17 protein-coding genes are annotated in these 19,103 nt (G+C 45.5%); 11 read left to right on the top strand and 6 right to left on the bottom strand.

Annotated features, from left to right (window positions below; translation table 11 throughout):
* Nucleotides 1-124 precede the first annotated feature (124 nt).
* On the top strand, nt 125-1,267 hold the full coding sequence (locus MHH82_RS36175; RefSeq protein WP_072175860.1) for a TetR/AcrR family transcriptional regulator: 1,143 nt from the start codon (nt 125-127) through the stop codon (nt 1,265-1,267).
* 28 nt (nt 1,268-1,295) lie between these two features.
* On the opposite strand, the gene MHH82_RS36170 is transcribed toward MHH82_RS36175, so the two are convergent.
* Complete coding sequence (locus MHH82_RS36170; protein WP_069323024.1) at nt 1,296-2,117, bottom strand: SDR family oxidoreductase; 822 nt, start codon at nt 2,115-2,117, stop codon at nt 1,296-1,298.
* Between the two features lie 116 nt (nt 2,118-2,233).
* Between MHH82_RS36170 and MHH82_RS36165 the strand changes: the two genes are divergently transcribed.
* Nucleotides 2,234-2,485 carry a hypothetical protein gene (locus MHH82_RS36165; protein ID WP_014481429.1) on the top strand — a complete coding sequence of 84 codons (252 nt, stop codon included), beginning with the start codon at nt 2,234-2,236 and terminating at the stop codon, nt 2,483-2,485.
* 167 nt (nt 2,486-2,652) lie between these two features.
* Nucleotides 2,653-4,533: a molecular chaperone HtpG gene (gene htpG, locus MHH82_RS36160; RefSeq protein ID WP_049140855.1), complete on the top strand. Its 1,881-nt coding sequence runs from the start codon at nt 2,653-2,655 to the stop codon at nt 4,531-4,533.
* Between the two features lie 41 nt (nt 4,534-4,574).
* Here htpG and MHH82_RS36155 read toward each other — a convergent pair whose 3' ends face one another.
* From MHH82_RS36155 to iolR, 5 genes are all read right to left on the bottom strand, one after another.
* Nucleotides 4,575-5,960 carry a sugar porter family MFS transporter gene (locus MHH82_RS36155; RefSeq protein WP_021481038.1) on the bottom strand — a complete coding sequence of 462 codons (1,386 nt, stop codon included), beginning with the start codon at nt 5,958-5,960 and terminating at the stop codon, nt 4,575-4,577.
* Nucleotides 5,961-6,197: 237 nt separating this feature from the next.
* Entirely contained in the window at nt 6,198-6,506 is a 309-nt protein-coding gene (locus MHH82_RS36150; RefSeq protein ID WP_003227046.1) for a YxcD family protein, read from the bottom strand.
* A gap of 3 nt (nt 6,507-6,509) precedes the next feature.
* Complete coding sequence (locus MHH82_RS36145) at nt 6,510-7,160, bottom strand: hypothetical protein (RefSeq protein WP_003244225.1); 651 nt, start codon at nt 7,158-7,160, stop codon at nt 6,510-6,512.
* Between the two features lie 261 nt (nt 7,161-7,421).
* Nucleotides 7,422-8,354, bottom strand: coding sequence for an aldo/keto reductase (locus tag MHH82_RS36140; RefSeq protein ID WP_003227049.1), 933 nt, complete (start codon nt 8,352-8,354; stop codon nt 7,422-7,424).
* 41 nt (nt 8,355-8,395) lie between these two features.
* Nucleotides 8,396-9,163 (bottom strand): myo-inositol utilization transcriptional regulator IolR, encoded by a 768-nt coding sequence (gene iolR / locus MHH82_RS36135; RefSeq protein ID WP_038828963.1) that lies wholly within the window; start codon nt 9,161-9,163, stop codon nt 8,396-8,398.
* A gap of 416 nt (nt 9,164-9,579) precedes the next feature.
* On the opposite strand from iolR, the gene iolA reads away from it, so the two are divergent.
* The 8 genes from iolA to MHH82_RS36095 all read left to right on the top strand — a co-directional run bounded on the left by iolA (nt 9,580) and on the right by MHH82_RS36095 (nt 19,067).
* The gene (gene iolA, locus MHH82_RS36130; RefSeq protein ID WP_003243682.1) at nt 9,580-11,043 is read left to right on the top strand and encodes a methylmalonate-semialdehyde dehydrogenase; all 1,464 of its coding nucleotides are present in this window, start codon (nt 9,580-9,582) and stop codon (nt 11,041-11,043) included.
* A 74-nt stretch (nt 11,044-11,117) separates the two neighbouring features.
* Nucleotides 11,118-11,933 (top strand): 5-deoxy-glucuronate isomerase, encoded by an 816-nt coding sequence (gene iolB, locus MHH82_RS36125; RefSeq protein ID WP_014478486.1) that lies wholly within the window; start codon nt 11,118-11,120, stop codon nt 11,931-11,933.
* 23 nt (nt 11,934-11,956) lie between these two features.
* A complete protein-coding gene (gene iolC, locus MHH82_RS36120) occupies nt 11,957-12,934 on the top strand; it encodes a 5-dehydro-2-deoxygluconokinase (RefSeq protein WP_049140860.1) in 978 nt (325 codons plus the stop codon).
* A 32-nt stretch (nt 12,935-12,966) separates the two neighbouring features.
* Nucleotides 12,967-14,880: a 3D-(3,5/4)-trihydroxycyclohexane-1,2-dione acylhydrolase (decyclizing) gene (iolD, locus tag MHH82_RS36115; protein ID WP_072175859.1), complete on the top strand. Its 1,914-nt coding sequence runs from the start codon at nt 12,967-12,969 to the stop codon at nt 14,878-14,880.
* Nucleotides 14,881-14,896: 16 nt separating this feature from the next.
* Nucleotides 14,897-15,790, top strand: a complete 894-nt coding sequence (gene iolE / locus MHH82_RS36110) for a myo-inosose-2 dehydratase (RefSeq protein WP_064671727.1) — start codon at nt 14,897-14,899, stop codon at nt 15,788-15,790.
* Between the two features lie 14 nt (nt 15,791-15,804).
* The gene (gene iolF, locus MHH82_RS36105; RefSeq protein ID WP_072175858.1) at nt 15,805-17,121 is read left to right on the top strand and encodes a myo-inositol transporter IolF; all 1,317 of its coding nucleotides are present in this window, start codon (nt 15,805-15,807) and stop codon (nt 17,119-17,121) included.
* Nucleotides 17,122-17,143: 22 nt separating this feature from the next.
* A complete protein-coding gene (gene iolG, locus MHH82_RS36100; protein WP_072175857.1) occupies nt 17,144-18,178 on the top strand; it encodes a bifunctional inositol 2-dehydrogenase/D-chiro-inositol 1-dehydrogenase in 1,035 nt (344 codons plus the stop codon).
* Nucleotides 18,179-18,197: 19 nt separating this feature from the next.
* Nucleotides 18,198-19,067, top strand: coding sequence for a sugar phosphate isomerase/epimerase family protein (locus MHH82_RS36095; RefSeq protein ID WP_064671729.1), 870 nt, complete (start codon nt 18,198-18,200; stop codon nt 19,065-19,067).
* Nucleotides 19,068-19,103: the final 36 nt, after the last annotated feature.

The following is a 19,103-nucleotide window of genomic DNA, read 5'->3' as shown; positions in this document are numbered from 1 at the left end:
TGCTTTCTTCTTTTCTCGGACCTATTATAAGGTGGTACCTTTTCTGTAAGAAAGACAACGGTGAACCATCTATACGTTACCGTACATATATCGAAGATCTGTCTAATGATTGGGGGTGTCTTTTGTGCCGGAATCTGCCGAAGCTCAAGTGAAAGAGGCGCTGCTGGCTTTATTGAAAGAAAGAGATATTCAACACATCACAATGAAAGAAATCGCTGAGAAGGCCAAAGTGAGCCGCGGATCGCTCTACCTTTATTATGAGGATAAGTTTTCAATCATTGAGGATGTGATCGAAGACATGAAGGAAGGACTGGGCAAAGCGCTTTTTGACGCCTTCAGTCATATGGATACCCTTCATTTGAACAAAAAACGGCAAACGGTGCATCCGACGCTGTCCTTTGTTCATGAGCATCGATCCTTTTTTTCTGTGATGATGAACAGAGGGCATTTCCATCGTTTTTTTAGGGATGTGTTTCAGCAGGATGTTCTGCTGACTCCGGTCCATGTGAATTTGACGCCGATCGAACGGGAAATTTACGGACATTACCGGGCCTTGTACACGTACGCGATTATCCTGTATTGGCTGAATGAGGATGCAGCCGCGACTCCAGAAGCTATCAGCCAAAAGGTATGGGAGCTTGTTTCTCAAAAGAGATTTTATTGGCTGTTTGGACAAGCTGTGCCAGGAGAGCGAGAGAAGGACAAGCAAATCGACAGGCGTGTGGTTCGAACGAGAGAGGCGCTCCAGAAGGCATTTCTGGACGTGCTGGCGGAGAAAAAAGACTATGCAGCCATCACAATTTCGGATATTACCCGGAAAAGCAATATCCGCCGTGCAACCTTTTATGATCACTATGCCAATAAGGAGGAATTGCTCCAAACCATGATACAGCGATCATGTGCGGAGATCATTAATCACCTGACGATTGCCTCCAGCCCGAATGAATTTTCCTTAAAGGAAGCGGAGAAGGCGCTCGCCAGTCTGCTTTCTGCTTTGTCAAACATGCCCATTGTCTATTTTCTCAATCGGGAATGGGGTGTTCCTCATGTGATACCTGATATGTTCAAAGCGCTGGAATCGTTTTATCTGCATCAGCAAACTGATATTCACGCAGAGAAAAAGCTTTATGCCCATTATGTATCCGCAATGATTATTGGGTTGCTTTTGTATCGGCTGGATGAAGGAAAGGCGCATCCGCCTGAAGTGCTCGCGAGGGAATTTTTGCAGTTTTTGGATGTGAAAAAGTATAAGGTTGTATTGCTTTAAAAGACAAAAAGAGAGGGGGCTCCCTCTCTTATTTCGTTTCTTCCTTCCATTTCTCATCAATCAGCATCTTCCCAGGCCATGTGTACGCCATGATGCCGCCGTCTGCGGTGATGTCTTCTCCCGTGACGTATGAGCTGTCGTCTGACGCGAGAAACAGGGCCACTGTTGCCATTTCTTTGGGCTGGCCAAGACGTCCGAGCGGCGTGATCCATTTGTTGGCTTCGCGGAATTGTTCGCCCATTTCCTGTTCTTTGGTGCCTGCCAGTTTATCAATCAGCGGTGTTTCGATCGTGCCCGGTGAGATAGAATTGACGCGGATGCCGTTTCGAGCGTAATCAATCGCCATCGCTCTAGTCAGGTTCGTGATCCCGCCTTTTGCAGCATTGTAGCCGGAGCGGTCGAGATCCGCGGCACGGCCTGACATGGAGGAGGTATTGATGATGGAGCCTCCTTTTTCGAGCATGAGCGGAATCAGATATTTGCTGCAAAGGAACGTGCCGCGCAGGTCTACGGCGATAATGCGGTCAAACAGGTCAACCGGATATTCGTGCACCTTTCCGCCTTCCTGATCAACGCCGGCATTATTAAACAGTATATCAATCGTTCCGCATGCATCCTTGATTTGATCAGCAAATGCTTTCACACTGTTTTCATCTGACACATCGAGGTGAAAGGATTCGGCCTGTCCTCCGTTTTTTCTGATTGCGTCAACTGTTTCCTCCATTTGATCTTTATTGATATCTCCGATGATCACACGCGCGCCTTCATTGGCAAAAACCTCTGCCGTCGCTTGCCCAATGCCTGTCGCGGCGCCTGTGATCACTGCTGTTTTGTTTTCAAGTCTTCCCATGATACGAGACCTCCTTTTTCTATTTGTCTTCCCGCTATGTGCAGTGATAAACATGCGAGAAAAGAAAGGCCAGCATATGTTAAGATGAATTAGAAATTGTTGGGAGGTTTGTATGTTTGAAGGTACAGCATAAGAAGGAGCTCAAGTTTTATTGCTTCATTACCATTCCATCTGCATTTGTTGTGCTGACTGTCATCTCTTTTTTATTGCAAGAGATTACGTTTCCGGTGACTGCAAGCGCATTTCTGAATGCTTCATGGCATAATCTATTGTTTTTAATACCGTTCGGTTTGTTTTTCTACCCGGTGCATATATGGATGAAGCGGGAGTTTGGCCGCTGGAATGACACAGAAAAAAAGAGAGGATGATGAAGCCTCTCTTTTTTATGAGAATGAGTGAGAAAAAGAGTGAAAACAAATCCAACTAATGTTAAATTTACATATATATGCATCTATCAATCTAATTGACAATTGTCATCTTATGTGATAAATAGATGCTGAAAAGGGTTTACATAATGGTAAAGGAGCGATCAAGAGTGGCAAAAAAAGAGTTTAAAGCAGAGTCTAAACGCTTGCTGGATATGATGATTAACTCCATTTATACCCAAAAAGAAATTTTCCTGCGCGAGTTAATCTCCAATTCGAGTGATGCGATTGACAAAATCTATTACAAAGCGCTTACGGACGATGCGCTTACGTTTGATAAAGACAGTTACTACATAAAGGTCGCAGCTGACAAAGATGCGAGAACATTAACCATCTCTGATACGGGGATCGGAATGACAAAGGATGAGCTTGAACAGCATCTTGGAACAATTGCAAAAAGCGGTTCCCTCGCGTTTAAAAAGGAAAACGAGCTGAAAGACGGACATGACATTATCGGGCAGTTCGGTGTCGGTTTTTACGCGGCATTTATGGTTGCCGATGTCGTGACAGTCATCAGTAAAGCGCTTGGCAGCGAAGAAGCTTATAAATGGGAGTCTGCGGGTGCAGACGGCTATACGATTGAACCGTGTGAAAAGGATTCTGTCGGTACAGACATTATCCTGAAAATCAAAGAGAACACAGAAGATGATAGCTATGACGAGTTTTTAGAGGAATATCGTTTAAAAGCGATCATCAAGAAGTACTCCGACTTCATTCGCTACCCGATCAAAATGGATACAACCATTAATAAGCCGAAGGAAGGCAGCGAAAATGAATTTGAAGAGGTGCAGGAAGAGCAGACGGTCAACAGCATGGTGCCGATCTGGAGAAAAAACAAAAGCGAGCTGACAGATGAGGATTATGAAAAATTCTATGCTGAAAAGCATTACGGGTTTGATAAACCGCTCACACACGTTCATATCAGTGTGGATGGAGCCGTTCGCTACAACGCGATTCTATTCGTCCCTGAAAACATGCCGTTTGACTACTATTCCAAGGAATATGAGAAAGGCTTGGAGCTGTATTCCAATGGCGTGCTGATCATGAATAAGTGCGCAGACCTGCTACCGGACCACTTCAGCTTTGTGAAGGGCATGGTCGATTCTGAGGATCTGTCGCTGAATATTTCCAGAGAAATGCTGCAGCATGACCGCCAGCTGAAGCTGATCGCGAAAAACATCAGCAAGAAAATCAAAAGCGAGCTGCAAAGCCTGTTGAAAAAAGACCGAGAGAAATACGAGACGTTCTATAAGTCGTTCGGCAGACAGCTGAAATTCGGCGTGTACAATGATTTTGGCGCGAATAAGGATCAATTGAAGGAGCTCCTATTATTCTACTCTTCAAAAGAGAAAAAACTGGTCAGCTTAGACGAGTATGTTTCCAGAATGCCAGAGGAGCAGAAATACATTTATTACGCGACCGGTGATTCTTACGACCGCATTGAGAAACTGCCGCAAACGGAAATGGTGGCGGACAAAGGCTATGAAATCCTCTACTTTACTGAGGACATTGATGAGTTTGCAATTAAAATGCTGGCTTCTTATCAGGAAAAAGAATTCAAGTCCGTATCAAGCGGAGACCTTGGCATAGACACGGATGAGGATCAAAAGCAGTCCGAGGAAGAGGAAAACAAGTATAAGGATCTGTTTGAGGAAATGAAAAACATTCTGTCAGACAAAGTGAAAAACGTCAGAATCTCAAAACGGCTTAAATCACATCCAGTCTGCCTTGCTGCTGACGGCGAAGTGACAATTGAGATGGAAAAAATCTTAAACGCGATGCCTGACAGCCAAAATGTGAAGGCGGAAAAAGTGCTGGAAATCAACCCGAATCACGAGGTATTCCAAACGCTGCAGGACGCGTTTGAACAAGATAAAGAGAAGCTGAGCCTGTACACAAACCTTCTGTACAATCAGGCGCTTCTCATCGAAGGCCTGCCGATTCAGGACCCTGTGGAATTTACGAACAATATTTGCAAGGTCATGGTGTAAACAGAAAAAGGAATCGTCCCATAAGGAGACGATTCCTTTTTTTATAATGTACGCTCATTCAGCATTTGGTTTTGGGTGCTTTTCTTCTTTTTAAACCGGTTTTTCAGGCTTGCTTCAATTTCCTCCAAGCTTCGCCCTTTGGTTTCCGGCACCATGTAGAAAGCGAAGAAAAATGAGAGAAGACAAATGACTGAGAAAACCATAAAGACCCATGCGATGCCCATTGCGCTTAGCATCAGCGGGAAGACGAGCGACACGATCAGGTTGGCTGCCGATAACACCAAAGTCGTGAACCCTGTCGCGGCTCCGCGCGCTTTGGACGGGAAGAGCTCAGGCATGAGCACCCACACTACAGGACCCCATGTCGCCTGGTAAAAGACGATATAGACGCCGAGAAAGACTACTGTCATCCACGCTGTTGATGCGGAAAGCCCCAGTGTCAGGAGCACGCCTGATAAAGCAGCAAGGCTCAGTGTGATGCCGACACTTCCCCAGATCAGAAGTTTTTTGCGTCCGACACGGTCAATTAAGATCATGGCAGTGATACACATGATGACGTTAAGGACGCCGATTCCCATTGTGCCGAGTGCGGAAGCTGACGTGCCAAGACCGGCCTTCGTAAAAATGGTCGGCGCGTAGTAGATGACCGTGTTAATGCCGACAGCCTGCTGGAAAATAGCTAGGCCGACGCCAATCAGAAGCATGGGGCGAATCCATTTGGCTTTTAGGACGCTGAGTGTCGTTTCTTTTTTCTCTGCTTCCCCTTGCTTCATCTCTGCCAATTCCATTTCGATGTCTTGGGGATCATGAGTGATGTTCATGATTCGTCTCGCTTCTTCTTCACGGCCGCGCTTCACGAGCCATCTTGGCGATTCCGGCATGAACGCGATGCCGATTAATAGAAGCACGGCAGGCACTGCGGCCAGACCGACCATCCAGCGCCACGCTTCAAACGGTGTGAACAGGTAGTTCACAATATAGGCGAGCAAAATTCCTGTGACAATCATTAAGTTGTTCATTGTGCCGAGTGTCCCGCGAATTTTTGTCGGTGCCATTTCGGAAAGATACACGGGCACAAGCGCCGTTGAACCGCCGACGGCCAATCCGAGTATCACCCTAGATGCAATCAGCATGCCGATTGTTTGAGAAAACGCGCAAGCGAGCGCACCGATAATAAAAATGATGGAAAGGACAAATACAACCTTTCTCCTGCCCCAGCGGTCTGAGCATGTGCCGCTCAAGGCAGAACCGAAAATCGCGCCAAGGAGCAGCATGCTGACAACCAATCCTTCTGTCAATGTCGTTAAAGGAATATCGTTATTGATAAACAGGAGTGCTCCTGAGATAACGCCTGTATCGTAACCATATAGCAGTCCCCCTAGAGCGCCGAAAAAGTAGATCATATATTTCCTTGTGTCTTTCTTCACAAATGTCTCCTCCTCAGTTGTTGAGCCAATGAGTATCTAAAAATATGTAACAAAGTTAATAGATTAGTACCCATTTCCTATCTCATTTGAAACATTTGTTTTGAAAAAACGGAAACGTTAAAGCCAAAAGAGATGATCACAGATCCGCTGAGTTTAGGAAAAACGAAATAACTTTATGCTCAGAGAAACCATTAAAAAAACCTTACCCGCGCGGAGTAAGGTTTGATTAAGACATTTTTATTCTTCTGCTTCGTTGACGAAAACCAAGGCGGAGAAGCCTTTTTTCTTATCAAATTGCAATTCAACGACGGTAACGTCCGGATTGAAGTTGTGGTATTCCTCTAAGAACTGAATAATGCCTTCTGAAATGTCATCTGACATAAGCTGCTTGTGGTGCAGGCCAAATGTAGCTTCAGCGAAGAACCCTGTACGCTTGTTATAAGATAGCTCCTTTACTTCAACGTCTTCAGGGTAGATATCTTCTTCATTGGAAATATACACGCAAATTCCGTCTACAATTTCTTGCTCATTTAATATTAATCTCATTGCCTAAAATCTCCTTCTGTACGTCTTCGGTGCTTTAAATGCGCGAATCAATGCGATGACAATGATTAAAATAATAATCAAAGCGATGATATCAACGATCCAGGCAATGGGTGAAGCGCCATAAGAAACATAGCCGGGGCCTCCGACTGGATGATAGGTGTAACCCCACGGGTGCATCATGCTGATCATGAACATACCCATTGTAAATCCGCTATAATATCCAAACCATCCTGATGGCGCGAAACCTGCGTGATAGTAATGATTGACTGAAACATAACGTCCGCCAACATAAGCTTTAGACGTTTTTCCGCTGTATGTCTTTCCGGTTACTTTTGATGTAGCGCCGGAAAAGGTGCCTGACGATTTTTTAGAGCTTGAGGAGCTTGCCTTTTCCGAAGGCTTCTTTTTAAGCGAAATCGATGATGATGAATCGTCAGACGTCTTGGATTTTTTGCTAGAAGAGCTTGATCCTGAGCTGTAGCTTGATTTCGGGCTTGATTTATAGCTTCCGCTGTATGACGAGCTTGAACTTCGGCTGCTGTAACTAGATGATGAGCGGCCGCTAAAGCTCTTTGCATGAGAAATCGTTGATGGCAGCAGTACACCTAAAGCAACGGTTACTGCAACTAAGGCTTTTACATATTTAAGTTTCATTCTGTTTCCTCCATAGACCATCGAAACGGTCCGCTATTCTGACCAGCAAATAAAAGAAGCTGGGTCAGCTTTATTTCATATGAGCTAGATGATATGAACGTTTCATACTTTTGCTTTCTCAATCACTTTCTTTCTGAGATAAACTACCTTTATTTTATCGGATTTATGGCTCATTTTGTAAGGTTTTGCTTCAAAATCAGTTATTTAGGAATTTATCGCACAAAAAAGCAGCCTTCTCCATTGGAGAAGGCTGCTTTCTTCTTATGCGAACAGCTTATCAATAAATGAAATATCCTCTTGAGAAAGCGTCACGTCGGCTGTTTTGATGTTATCAATCAGCTGATCGGCACGTTTTGCTCCCGGAATTAAAATATCAATTTCCGGTCTTGCTAAATACCAGGCCAATACGATGTGAGGGATATCCACGTTGTGTTTTTCGGCAATCGGCGCAAGCTTGTTGACCTTTCTGATATTTTCTTTGAAACGCTCGCCCTTGAAGTGTTCCTGTTCGTTTCGCAGGTCGCCTTCTGGGAACGTTGTATCTTCTGTATACTTTCCTGCCAATAAACCTGATACGAGCGGGAAGTAAGGGATAAATGAAATATTATGCTCCTTCGTATACGGGAAGAATGTTTTTTCCGCTTCACGGTTTAACAGGTTGTATTCGCCTTGCAATACATCTACCAAACCGTCTTTGTTTGCTTCTTTCAATTGCTCTAAAGAGAAGTTGGATACACCGATGGAGCGGATTTTTCCGGCTTTCTTCATCTCATTCAGCGCGTTAACGGCTTCATCCTTAGGCGTATGTTCGTCAGGGAAGTGAATGTAGAACAAATCGATATAATCGGTATTCAAGCGCTTCAGGCTTTCATCAACTGATTTTTTAAGAAATTCTGGTGAATTATCAAAGACAAAGTCATTGCCTTGTTTTCTGTGAGCGGCTTTTGTCGCGATGACAACATCTTCACGGTTGAATTCACGCAGCACTTCACCAATTAATTCTTCGGAACGGCCGATCCCGTAAATGTAAGCGGTGTCTAACATTGTCACGCCATTACGGATCGCCTCGCGCACCAATTCTTTTCCGGTTTCTTCATTTAGGTTCGGGTAGAGGTTATGTCCTCCGACAGCATTTGTTCCTAATCCGATAGGGAATACCTGCAAGTCTGATTTTCCGAGCTTCGCTTTTTTCATGATCTGCCTCCTAGAATAAAATGGATGATAGACTCTCAACACTATTGTAAACGTTCGGCCAGATGAATGCCGATTTGATGCTCATTGCAGTACTGCGTGTACTCGTCGTCTAATGGCTGAGAGGTCACAATGCAATGCAGCCTGTCAAACGGCGCATATGTCAGAAGCGTTGATTTTCCGAATTTAGAATGGTCAGCCAATAGATACACTTCTTTTGCTTTTTCCGAAATCCTCTTTTTAATTTCATACTCCAGCAGATCCGAGTTGGTCAATCCGTGTGTCAGCGTCGTTCCGGTAGCGGACATAAAGGCTTTGTTGATATTGTACTTATCAAGCATAGCCGGGTCGTCCATGCCGACAAAGGAGCGGGTTTTTCTCTTATAGTTGTTTCCGATAATGATTAAGTTGATATTCTTCAAAGCTGACGCCGCATTGATAATGTCTAAACTGTTGGTTAAGATGGTGACATTTTTGGCTGGATCAAGCGTATCAAGAATAGACTTTGTCGTCGTTCCTGAATCAATGAAGACCAAATCGTGATCTTCAATAAATCGGGAAGCATAATGGGCGATTTTTGTTTTTTCATCCTGGTGCTGAATGGTGCGATTTTCAAAAGGAACTAATGCGGTTTTTTCAATAGATGTTACGCCGCCGTATACTTTTTCAATCGCACCCTTTTCTGTTAGCTTGTTGATATCACGTCTGACTGTGTTTTTGGAAACATTGAACACCTGGCACAGCTCATCTAAGGAAACAGTGCCATGCGATAAAATGTACTCCTCCATTTCCTGAATCCGCATCAGTTTCATATTAAAAACTCCTTCTTGAATCTTTACGTAACATAAATATATAATAAAAACCAAAAGTTAATCAATAGTTGCTTAAAAAATGATAACATCGGTGTATATCTTTTTCAAGATTCGGCGGGCTTCTCTTACCTCTCTTACTTGATTAAAAGATTAATATAATAAAAATAATGAAAAAATTTAGTGTTTATGATTGACTTATGGGTATTATGCGATTAGAATATAACCAAGAAATGACCAAAAAGTAACCTGTTGTGCATGAAATGGTTGCTTGTATGTAAATATGCATCCGCCATTTATTTTTTTGGTTTTTTTGAAAGCGTTTAATTCTTGGCTTGCTGAAAAGTGGATATTGATATGAATCTATCCGGAACCATCCATACAAGTGTATGTGTTTACTAATGAAGGAGGCAATAAGAATGGCAGAAATCAGAAAATTAAAAAACTACATCAACGGTGAATGGGTTGAAAGCAAAACAGATCAATATGAAGATGTCGTCAATCCGGCGACGAAAGAAGTACTATGCCAAGTGCCGATTTCTACAAAAGAGGATATTGATTACGCAGCGCAAACGGCTGCTGAAGCATTTAAAACATGGTCAAAGGTGGCGGTTCCGCGCCGTGCCAGAATTCTATTTAACTTCCAGCAGCTGCTGTCTCAGCATAAAGAAGAACTTGCTCATCTAATTACCATTGAAAACGGAAAAAACACGAAAGAAGCTTTAGGTGAAGTGGGACGCGGGATTGAAAACGTAGAGTTCGCCGCTGGAGCACCTTCCCTGATGATGGGTGACTCACTTGCTTCCATCGCAACGGACGTTGAAGCGGCGAACTACCGTTACCCAATCGGAGTTGTCGGCGGAATCGCGCCATTCAACTTCCCGATGATGGTTCCTTGCTGGATGTTCCCGATGGCGATCGCGCTCGGCAACACATTTATTTTAAAGCCGTCTGAGCGGACTCCGCTATTAACAGAGAAATTGGTTGAGCTTTTTGAAAAAGCGGGCCTTCCGAAAGGGGTATTCAACGTCGTATACGGTGCGCATGACGTTGTAAACGGCATCCTCGAGCATCCCGAAATTAAAGCGATTTCATTTGTAGGCTCCAAGCCAGTCGGCGAATACGTCTACAAAAAAGGAAGCGAAAACTTAAAACGCGTTCAATCTCTGACTGGCGCGAAAAACCATACGATTGTCTTGAACGATGCGAATCTTGAAGACACGGTCACAAACATCGTTGGAGCTGCCTTCGGTTCTGCCGGTGAACGCTGCATGGCTTGTGCGGTTGTGACAGTTGAAGAAGGAATCGCCGATGAATTTATGGCGAAGCTGCAGGAAAAAGTGGCGGACATTAAAATCGGTAATGGCCTTGATGACGGCGTGTTCTTAGGACCGGTGATTCGCGAAGACAACAAGAAGCGCACGCTCAGCTATATCGAAAAAGGTCTTGAAGAAGGTGCCAGACTCGTATGTGACGGACGTGAAAATGTGTCAGACGACGGCTACTTTGTCGGCCCGACGATCTTTGACAATGTCACAACAGAGATGACGATCTGGAAAGATGAAATTTTCGCTCCGGTCTTATCTGTCATTCGTGTGAAAAACCTGAAAGAAGCGATTGAAATCGCCAATAAGTCTGAGTTTGCGAACGGCGCCTGCTTGTTCACATCCAACTCAAACGCAATCCGCTACTTCCGTGAAAACATTGATGCGGGAATGCTAGGAATCAACCTTGGTGTGCCGGCTCCAATGGCGTTCTTCCCATTCTCAGGCTGGAAATCTTCATTCTTTGGAACGCTGCATGCGAACGGAAAAGACAGCGTCGACTTCTATACACGTAAAAAAGTGGTAACGGCAAGATATCCGGCACCTGATTTCAACTAAACGACGAACAGCCGAACGGCGTCCATGTGCGCTGTTCGGACTCATTCTGCCAATAGAAAGAGGAGGGCTTCACTATGAGTTATTTGTTGCGTAAGCCGCAGTCGCATGAAGTGTCTAATGGGGTCAAACTCGTGCACGAAGTAACGACATCCAACTCTGATCTCACTTATGTAGAGTTTAAAGTGTTAGATCTTGCATCAGGTTCAAGCTATACAGAAGAATTGAAAAAACAAGAAATCTGTATTGTGGCGGTAACGGGAAAAATTACAGTGACAGATCATGAGTCGACTTTTGAGAATATCGGCACGCGTGAAAGCGTATTTGAACGAAAACCGACAGACAGCGTCTATATGTCAAATGACCGTGCATTTGAGATCACAGCGGTCAGCGACGCAAGAGTGGCGCTTTGCTATTCTCCATCGGAAAAGCAGCTTCCGACAAAGCTGATCAAAGCGGAAGACAACGGAATTGAACATCGCGGGCAATTTTCAAACAAACGTACTGTTCATAACATTCTTCCGGATTCAGACCCTTCAGCTAACAGTCTATTAGTAGTTGAAGTCTATACAGACAGCGGCAACTGGTCCAGCTACCCGCCTCACAAACATGATCAAGACAACTTGCCGGAAGAATCTTTCTTAGAAGAAACGTACTACCATGAGTTAGACCCGGGACAGGGCTTTGTATTTCAGCGCGTATACACAGATGACCGTTCTATTGACGAGACAATGACTGTGGAAAATGAAAACGTTGTCATCGTTCCTGCGGGATACCACCCGGTAGGCGTTCCGGACGGATACACATCCTACTATTTAAATGTCATGGCAGGGCCGACGCGAAAATGGAAGTTTCATAACGACCCGGCGCATGAGTGGATTTTAGAACGCTAACAAGTGAGGAGTGGCTGTTTACGATGAAGTATACATTCAATGAAGAGAAGGCTTTTGACATTATTGCCATCGGCCGGGCATGTATTGACCTGAACGCACTCGAATACAACCGCCCAATGGAAGAGACGATGACATTTTCCAAATACGTCGGCGGTTCACCTGCGAATATCGCGATCGGCAGCGCGAAGCTTGGCTTAAAAGCGGGCTTCATCGGCAAAATTCCGGATGACCAGCATGGAAGATTCATAGAGTCCTATATGAGAAAGACCGGCGTTGATACAACACAGATGGTTGTTGATCAAGATGGACACAAAGCAGGCCTTGCATTTACAGAAATCCTCAGCCCTGAAGAATGCAGCATTTTAATGTATCGCGATGATGTGGCGGATCTTTATCTTGAGCCTTCAGAGGTAAGCGAGGACTATATCGCAAATGCGAAAATGCTGCTTGTTTCCGGGACAGCGCTCGCCAAAAGCCCGTCACGGGAAGCGGTATTAAAAGCTGTTCAATACGCGAAGAAGCATCAGGTTAAAGTGGTGTTCGAACTGGATTACCGCCCGTATACGTGGCAGTCATCAGATGAAACAGCCGTTTATTATTCTTTGGTTGCCGAGCAGTCTGATATCGTCATCGGCACACGCGATGAATTTGATGTGATGGAAAACCGCACAGGCGGAAGCAATGAAGAATCCGTCAATCATTTATTTGGCCATTCAGCCGACCTCGTTGTCATCAAACACGGCGTCGAAGGCTCTTACGCATACAGCAAATCCGGTGAGGTATTCCGCGCCCAAGCGTACAAGACAAAAGTGCTGAAAACCTTTGGAGCTGGTGACTCCTATGCGTCAGCCTTTATCTATGGCCTTGTCAGCGGAAAAGACATTGAAACGGCATTGAAATACGGCAGTGCTTCAGCTTCCATTGTGGTGAGCAAGCACAGTTCGTCAGAAGCGATGCCGACTGCGGAAGAAATCGTACAGCTTATTGAAGCACAGTCATAATTGAAAAAGATCGAGTAAAGGTGGGATCGTTTGTGGGCAAGAAAATTCGCTTAACAACAGCGCAGGCGCTGATTAAATTCTTAAACCAGCAGTACATCCATGTTGATGGAAAGGAAGAGCCTTTTGTCGAAGGGATTTTCACAATTTTCGGTCATGGAAACGTATTAGGGATCGGGCAAGCGCTTGAGCAGGATGCAGGCCATTTGAAAGTCTATCAAGGGAAAAATGAACAAGGAATGGCGCATGCGGCCATGGCGTACAGCAAGCAAATGCTGAGAAGAAAAATATATGCAGTGTCTACATCCGTCGGACCGGGAGCGGCTAACTTGGTGGCGGCAGCCGGCACTGCATTGGCAAACAATATCCCAGTTCTCTTGATTCCGGCAGACACATTTGCGACAAGACAGCCAGACCCTGTACTGCAGCAAATGGAGCAAGAATACAGCGCGGCGATTACGACAAACGATGCATTGAAACCTGTATCGAGATACTGGGACCGCATTACGCGCCCTGAGCAGCTGATGAGCAGTTTGCTGCGCGCGTTTGAAGTCATGACTGATCCGGCAAAAGCAGGTCCGGCAACGATTTGTATTTCTCAGGATGTTGAAGGGGAAGCATACGATTTTGATGAAAGTTTCTTCGTCAAACGGGTTCACTATATTGATCGCATGCAGCCGAGCGAGCGCGAGCTTCAAGGTGCGGCGGAGCTGATTAAATCCAGCAAAAAACCTGTGATTCTCGTCGGCGGAGGCGCAAAATATTCCGGTGCGCGCGATGAATTGGTTGCCATTTCTGAAGCCTATAACATTCCGCTAGTTGAAACGCAGGCAGGAAAGTCTACCGTTGAGGCAGATTTTGCAAACAACCTTGGCGGAATGGGCATCACAGGTACACTTGCGGCAAACAAAGCGGCCCGCCAAGCTGATTTGATTATCGGCATCGGCACAAGGTATACAGATTTTGCGACATCCTCTAAGACCGCTTTTGATTTTGATAAAGCGAAGTTTTTGAACATTAACGTCAGCCGAATGCAGGCGTATAAACTTGATGCATTCCAAGTGGTGGCGGATGCGAAAGTGACGCTTGGCAAACTGCACGGCTTGCTTGAAGGCTATGAGAGCGAGTTCGGCACAACGATCCGGGAGCTGAAGGACGAATGGCTAGCTGAACGCGAGCGTCTCAGCAAAGTGACGTTTAAGCGGGAAGCATTTGATCCGGAAATCAAAAATCACTTTTCTCAAGAGGTCCTGAATGAATATGCTGACGCGTTGAATACGGAGCTTCCGCAAACAACGGCATTGCTGACAATCAACGAGACGATTCCTGAAGACAGCGTCATCATCTGTTCAGCAGGCTCACTCCCAGGAGATTTGCAGCGTCTGTGGCATTCTAATGTTCCGAATACGTATCACCTGGAGTATGGATATTCTTGCATGGGCTATGAAGTGTCCGGGACACTCGGTCTTAAACTGGCCCACCCTGACAGAGAAGTGTATTCAATCGTCGGAGACGGCAGCTTCCTGATGCTTCATTCTGAATTGATCACGGCGATTCAGTACAACAAGAAAATCAATGTGCTGCTCTTTGACAACTCAGGATTCGGATGCATCAACAACCTGCAAATGGATCACGGCAGCGGCAGCTACTATTGCGAGTTCCGCACAGATGACAACCAAATCCTGAATGTCGATTACGCGAAAGTCGCTGAGGGATACGGCGCGAAAACCTACCGCGCAAACACAGTAGAAGAATTAAAAGCGGCGTTAGAGGATGCGAAGAAACAGGATATATCAACATTAATTGAAATGAAGGTGCTGCCTAAAACAATGACGGACGGCTATGACAGCTGGTGGCATGTCGGGGTGGCAGAGGTATCTGAACAAGAAAGCGTTCAGAAGGCATACGAAGCAAAAGAGAAAAAGCTGGAATCTGCGAAGCAGTATTAGAGGGGAGGCACCATAGATGGGCAAAAATGAAATCCTGTGGGGAATCGCTCCCATTGGGTGGCGGAATGATGACATGCCTGAAATTGGAGCGGGAAATACACTTCAGCATTTGTTAAGTGATATCGTTGTCGCACGTTTTCAAGGCACGGAGGTCGGGGGCTTTTTCCCCGAACCTGCCATCCTGAACAAAGAGCTGAAGCTTCGGAACTTACGCATTGCAGGAAAATGGTTCAGCAGTTTTATTTTGCGTGACGGACTTGGTGAAGCGGCAAAGGCATTTACCCTGCATTGTGAGTATTTGCAGCAAGTAAACGCGGATGTCGCAGTTGTCTCTGAACAAACGTACAGCGTGCAAGGCTTGGAGAAAAATGTGTTCACAGAGAAGCCGCACTTTACGGATGATGAATGGGAGCGGCTTTGCGAAGGGCTGAATCACCTTGGCGAAATTGCCGCTCAGCATGGCTTGAAGCTTGTCTATCATCATCATCTCGGCACTGGTGTCCAAACAGCGGAAGAAGTGGACCGCCTGATGGCAGGAACAGACCCTGCGCATGTACACCTCCTCTATGATACAGGCCATGCGTATATTTCTGACGGCGATTACATGGGGATGCTTGAGAAGCATATCGGCCGCATTAAGCATGTGCACTTTAAGGATGCCCGCCTGAATGTCATGGAACAATGCAGGCTCGAAGGACAATCGTTCCGGCAATCATTTTTAAAAGGCATGTTTACGGTTCCTGGTGACGGCTGCATTGACTTTAGAGAAGTATATCAGCTGCTGTTGAAGCACAGTTATTCCGGATGGATTGTCATTGAAGCTGAACAGGACCCCGATGTTGCAAACCCGCTGGAGTATGCATTGATTGCGAGAAACTATATTGATCAGCAGTTGTTGGATCTGGCTTAATGGGGAATGAACATATGGGCAATACCAATGGAGATTCAGCCTTCAATAAACGGACAATCGCGGCAGCATTGGCCAACTATATTGATGCCGGTTCAATTGTGGCAGGCTCCGCCGGTTTATCATTATGGGTCAGTTACCTTAAGCTATCCGATACACAAATCGGGCTGCTCGGCGCGCTGAGCGCAAATGCGATTTCTGCCGCTGTCGGCGCGCTGCTTGGCGGGTTTCTGGCTGATAAAGTCGGACGGAAGGCTGTTTATACCAATAGTATGCTGGTTTATGCACTAGGGATTTGTTTGGTTTTGTTCGGGGTTAATTTCCCCATGTTGTTAAGCGGTTACATCATTATCGGTTTATCAGTAGGAGCTGACATAACCGCGTCATGGACCATTATTGCGGAAAATGCGCCAAAGAAGAAACGGGCCAGGCATTGCGGCGTAGCACAAGTCGCTTGGGCCGCGGGCGCTGTCGTTGTACTGCTACTCTCCGTACTGGCCGGTGACTTGGGACTCCTGGGAAATAAAATTGTATTTGCCCACCTGCTTGTGATTGCGCTGATTACGTACATCCTGAGAATCAGGCTTCCGGAATCAGACGCCTGGCAGACAAAAAATCAGCCGGAGGATGCTCAGGCAGAGAAGCCGGCTGTACTGAATAAGACATCGTATTTTGATTTGCTCAAGCCTATGTATCTAAAAAGCATACTGTTTTTGATGGGTGTGTACTTGGTTTGGAACTTAGCCGCCGGGGTCATGGGCTTCTTTATGCCATACATTTATCAGCAGGTCGGCGGTGTATCTGCCAACATGGCCAATCTTTTGCAAATGGGGCTGTTTATCTTCACAGGATTGGGGGTCGCTTTGATCTTCATGCCCTTTGCCGACAAATATAGAAAAACCGTATTTGGAATCGCCGCTTTCATGGCGGTGATCGGGTGGACACTGTTTCTGCTGCCAGTTGAAGGCCTGCCGATTCTGCTCCTGTTTATTGTCGTGATCGGCATCAATAACGGAGCAGGGCAGCAAGCGAACTATCAGTTATGGGCCAGTGAAATCTTTCCTACGCAATATCGTGCTTCCGCACAAGGACTGATGTTTTTCCTTGTCCGTATTTCAATAGGGATTTGGAGTCTGTTTGTCCCAATGATTATCACCAATTTCGGCATTGGAACGATGGCTGCAATTCTTCTCGGATGTGTGACGGCCAGTATGATCATCGGGCTGCTCTTTGCGCCGAATACGTCTGGCAAGTCGCTTGAACAAATTCAAGAGGAACTCTACGGGTCTCCTCAGAGCCAAGTAAAGCAAGGAACAGAAAGCAAAATCATGTAACCAACAGAAGGAGTGGCTGTCAATGAGTTTACGTATTGGCGTAATTGGAACTGGAGCAATCGGAAAAGAACATATTAACCGCATCACGAACAAGCTGTCCGGCGCAGAAATTGTAGCTGTAACGGATGTTAATCAAGAAGCTGCACAAAAGGTCGTTGAGCAATACCAATTAAACGCGACGGTTTATCCGAATGATGACAGCTTGCTTGCAGACGAAAATGTAGACGCTGTCTTAGTGACAAGCTGGGGGCCTGCGCATGAGTCAAGCGTGCTGAAAGCGATTAAAGCCCAGAAATATGTGTTCTGTGAAAAACCGCTCGCGACAACGGCTGAAGGATGCATGCGCATCGTCGAAGAAGAAATCAAAGTGGGCAAACGCCTTGTTCAAGTCGGCTTTATGCGCCGTTATGACAGCGGTTACGTACAGCTGAAAGAAGCGCTCGAAAATCATGTCATCGGCGAGCCTCTTATGATTCACTGCGCGCACCGCAACCCGACTGTAGGAGATAACTATACAACGGATATGGCTGTAGTCGACACGCTTGTTCATGAAATTGACGTGCTCCACTGGCTCGTCAATGATGACTACGAGTCCGTTCAAGTCATCTACCCGAAAAAATCGAAAAACGCGCTGCCGCATTTAAAAGATCCGCAAATCGTCGTAATTGAAACAAAAGGCGGTATCGTCATCAATGCTGAAATCTATGTGAACTGTAAATACGGCTATGACATTCAATGCGAAATCGTCGGAGAAGACGGCATCATCAAGCTTCCCGAGCCATCAAGCATCAGCTTGAGAAAAGAAGGCAGATTCAGCACTGATATTTTGATGGATTGGCAGAGACGCTTTGTCGCTGCGTATGATGTGGAAATCCAAGACTTTATTGATTCGATTCAAAAGAAAGGCGAGGTCAGCGGACCGACGGCATGGGACGGCTATATTGCTGCTGTCACGACTGACGCGTGTGTAAAAGCCCAGGAATCTGGACAAAAAGAAAAGGTTGAATTGAAGGAAAAACCGGAATTCTATCAATCTTTTACAACAGTTCAAAACTAAAAAACAGAGGAGTGAAAATATGAAGTTAGCATTGGATCCATCCATGTATCGTGATGATTTAACTTTAGAGGAAACGGTCTATAAAACGGCGGAGCTTGGCTATGAATATATCGAATTGTCTCCGCGTGAGGATTTTTGCCCGTTTTATAAATATCCGAAAGTCGATTCAGCAAAGATCAAACAATTAAAGCGCCTTTTAAGAGATACAGGTGTTAAGCTTTCATCGCTTCTTCCTCTTTACCACTGGGCGGGTCCTGATGAAGACCGCCGGCAGGCAGCGGTGCGCAATTGGAAACGGGCAATCGAAATTGCGGTTGAACTTGAAGTGGATTTGATGAACAGCGAATTCAGCGGTTCAAAATATGATCCTTTAACAAGTGAAGAAAAATTTATCAAATCCATGGATGAGCTTCTGCCAGTCTTTGAAAAAGAAGGTATTAAACTTAATCTTCAAGCCCACCCATACGATTTTATCGAAACGCACAAAGGTGCGATGGATATGATCCGCGCGCTTGACAAGGATTGGATCAATCTTGTCTACTCGACTGCGCATACGTTCTTCTATGATGACGGCAAAGGCGACATCGAGACCATGTTTGACGAAGCCGGCGACCGCCTCACACATGTTTTATTTGCAGATACCTATAATCATAAAGCGGCTCATGGTCTTCGCTATATCGTCAATCCGCCTGACGCGAAAGTAACGGTTCACCAGCATTTGGACATTGGTCAAGGCGAGGTTGATTTTGATACGATTTTCAGAAAACTGAGAGAGATGAAGTTCGACGGAATTGCGACGAATGCCGTATTTGCTTGGGTCGATGAAAGAGCGGATGAATCAAGCCGATTTATGCTTAAGAAAATAAAAGAAGAATTAGGTCTGGCATAAGCTGAGCATGGAGTTCGGCGGGATATGGCGACAGCC

It is taken from the genome of Bacillus sp. FSL K6-6540, assembly GCF_038007545.1.
The sequence above is the reverse complement of the archived record's forward strand: the minus strand, read 5'-3'. Positions and strand labels throughout refer to the sequence as shown.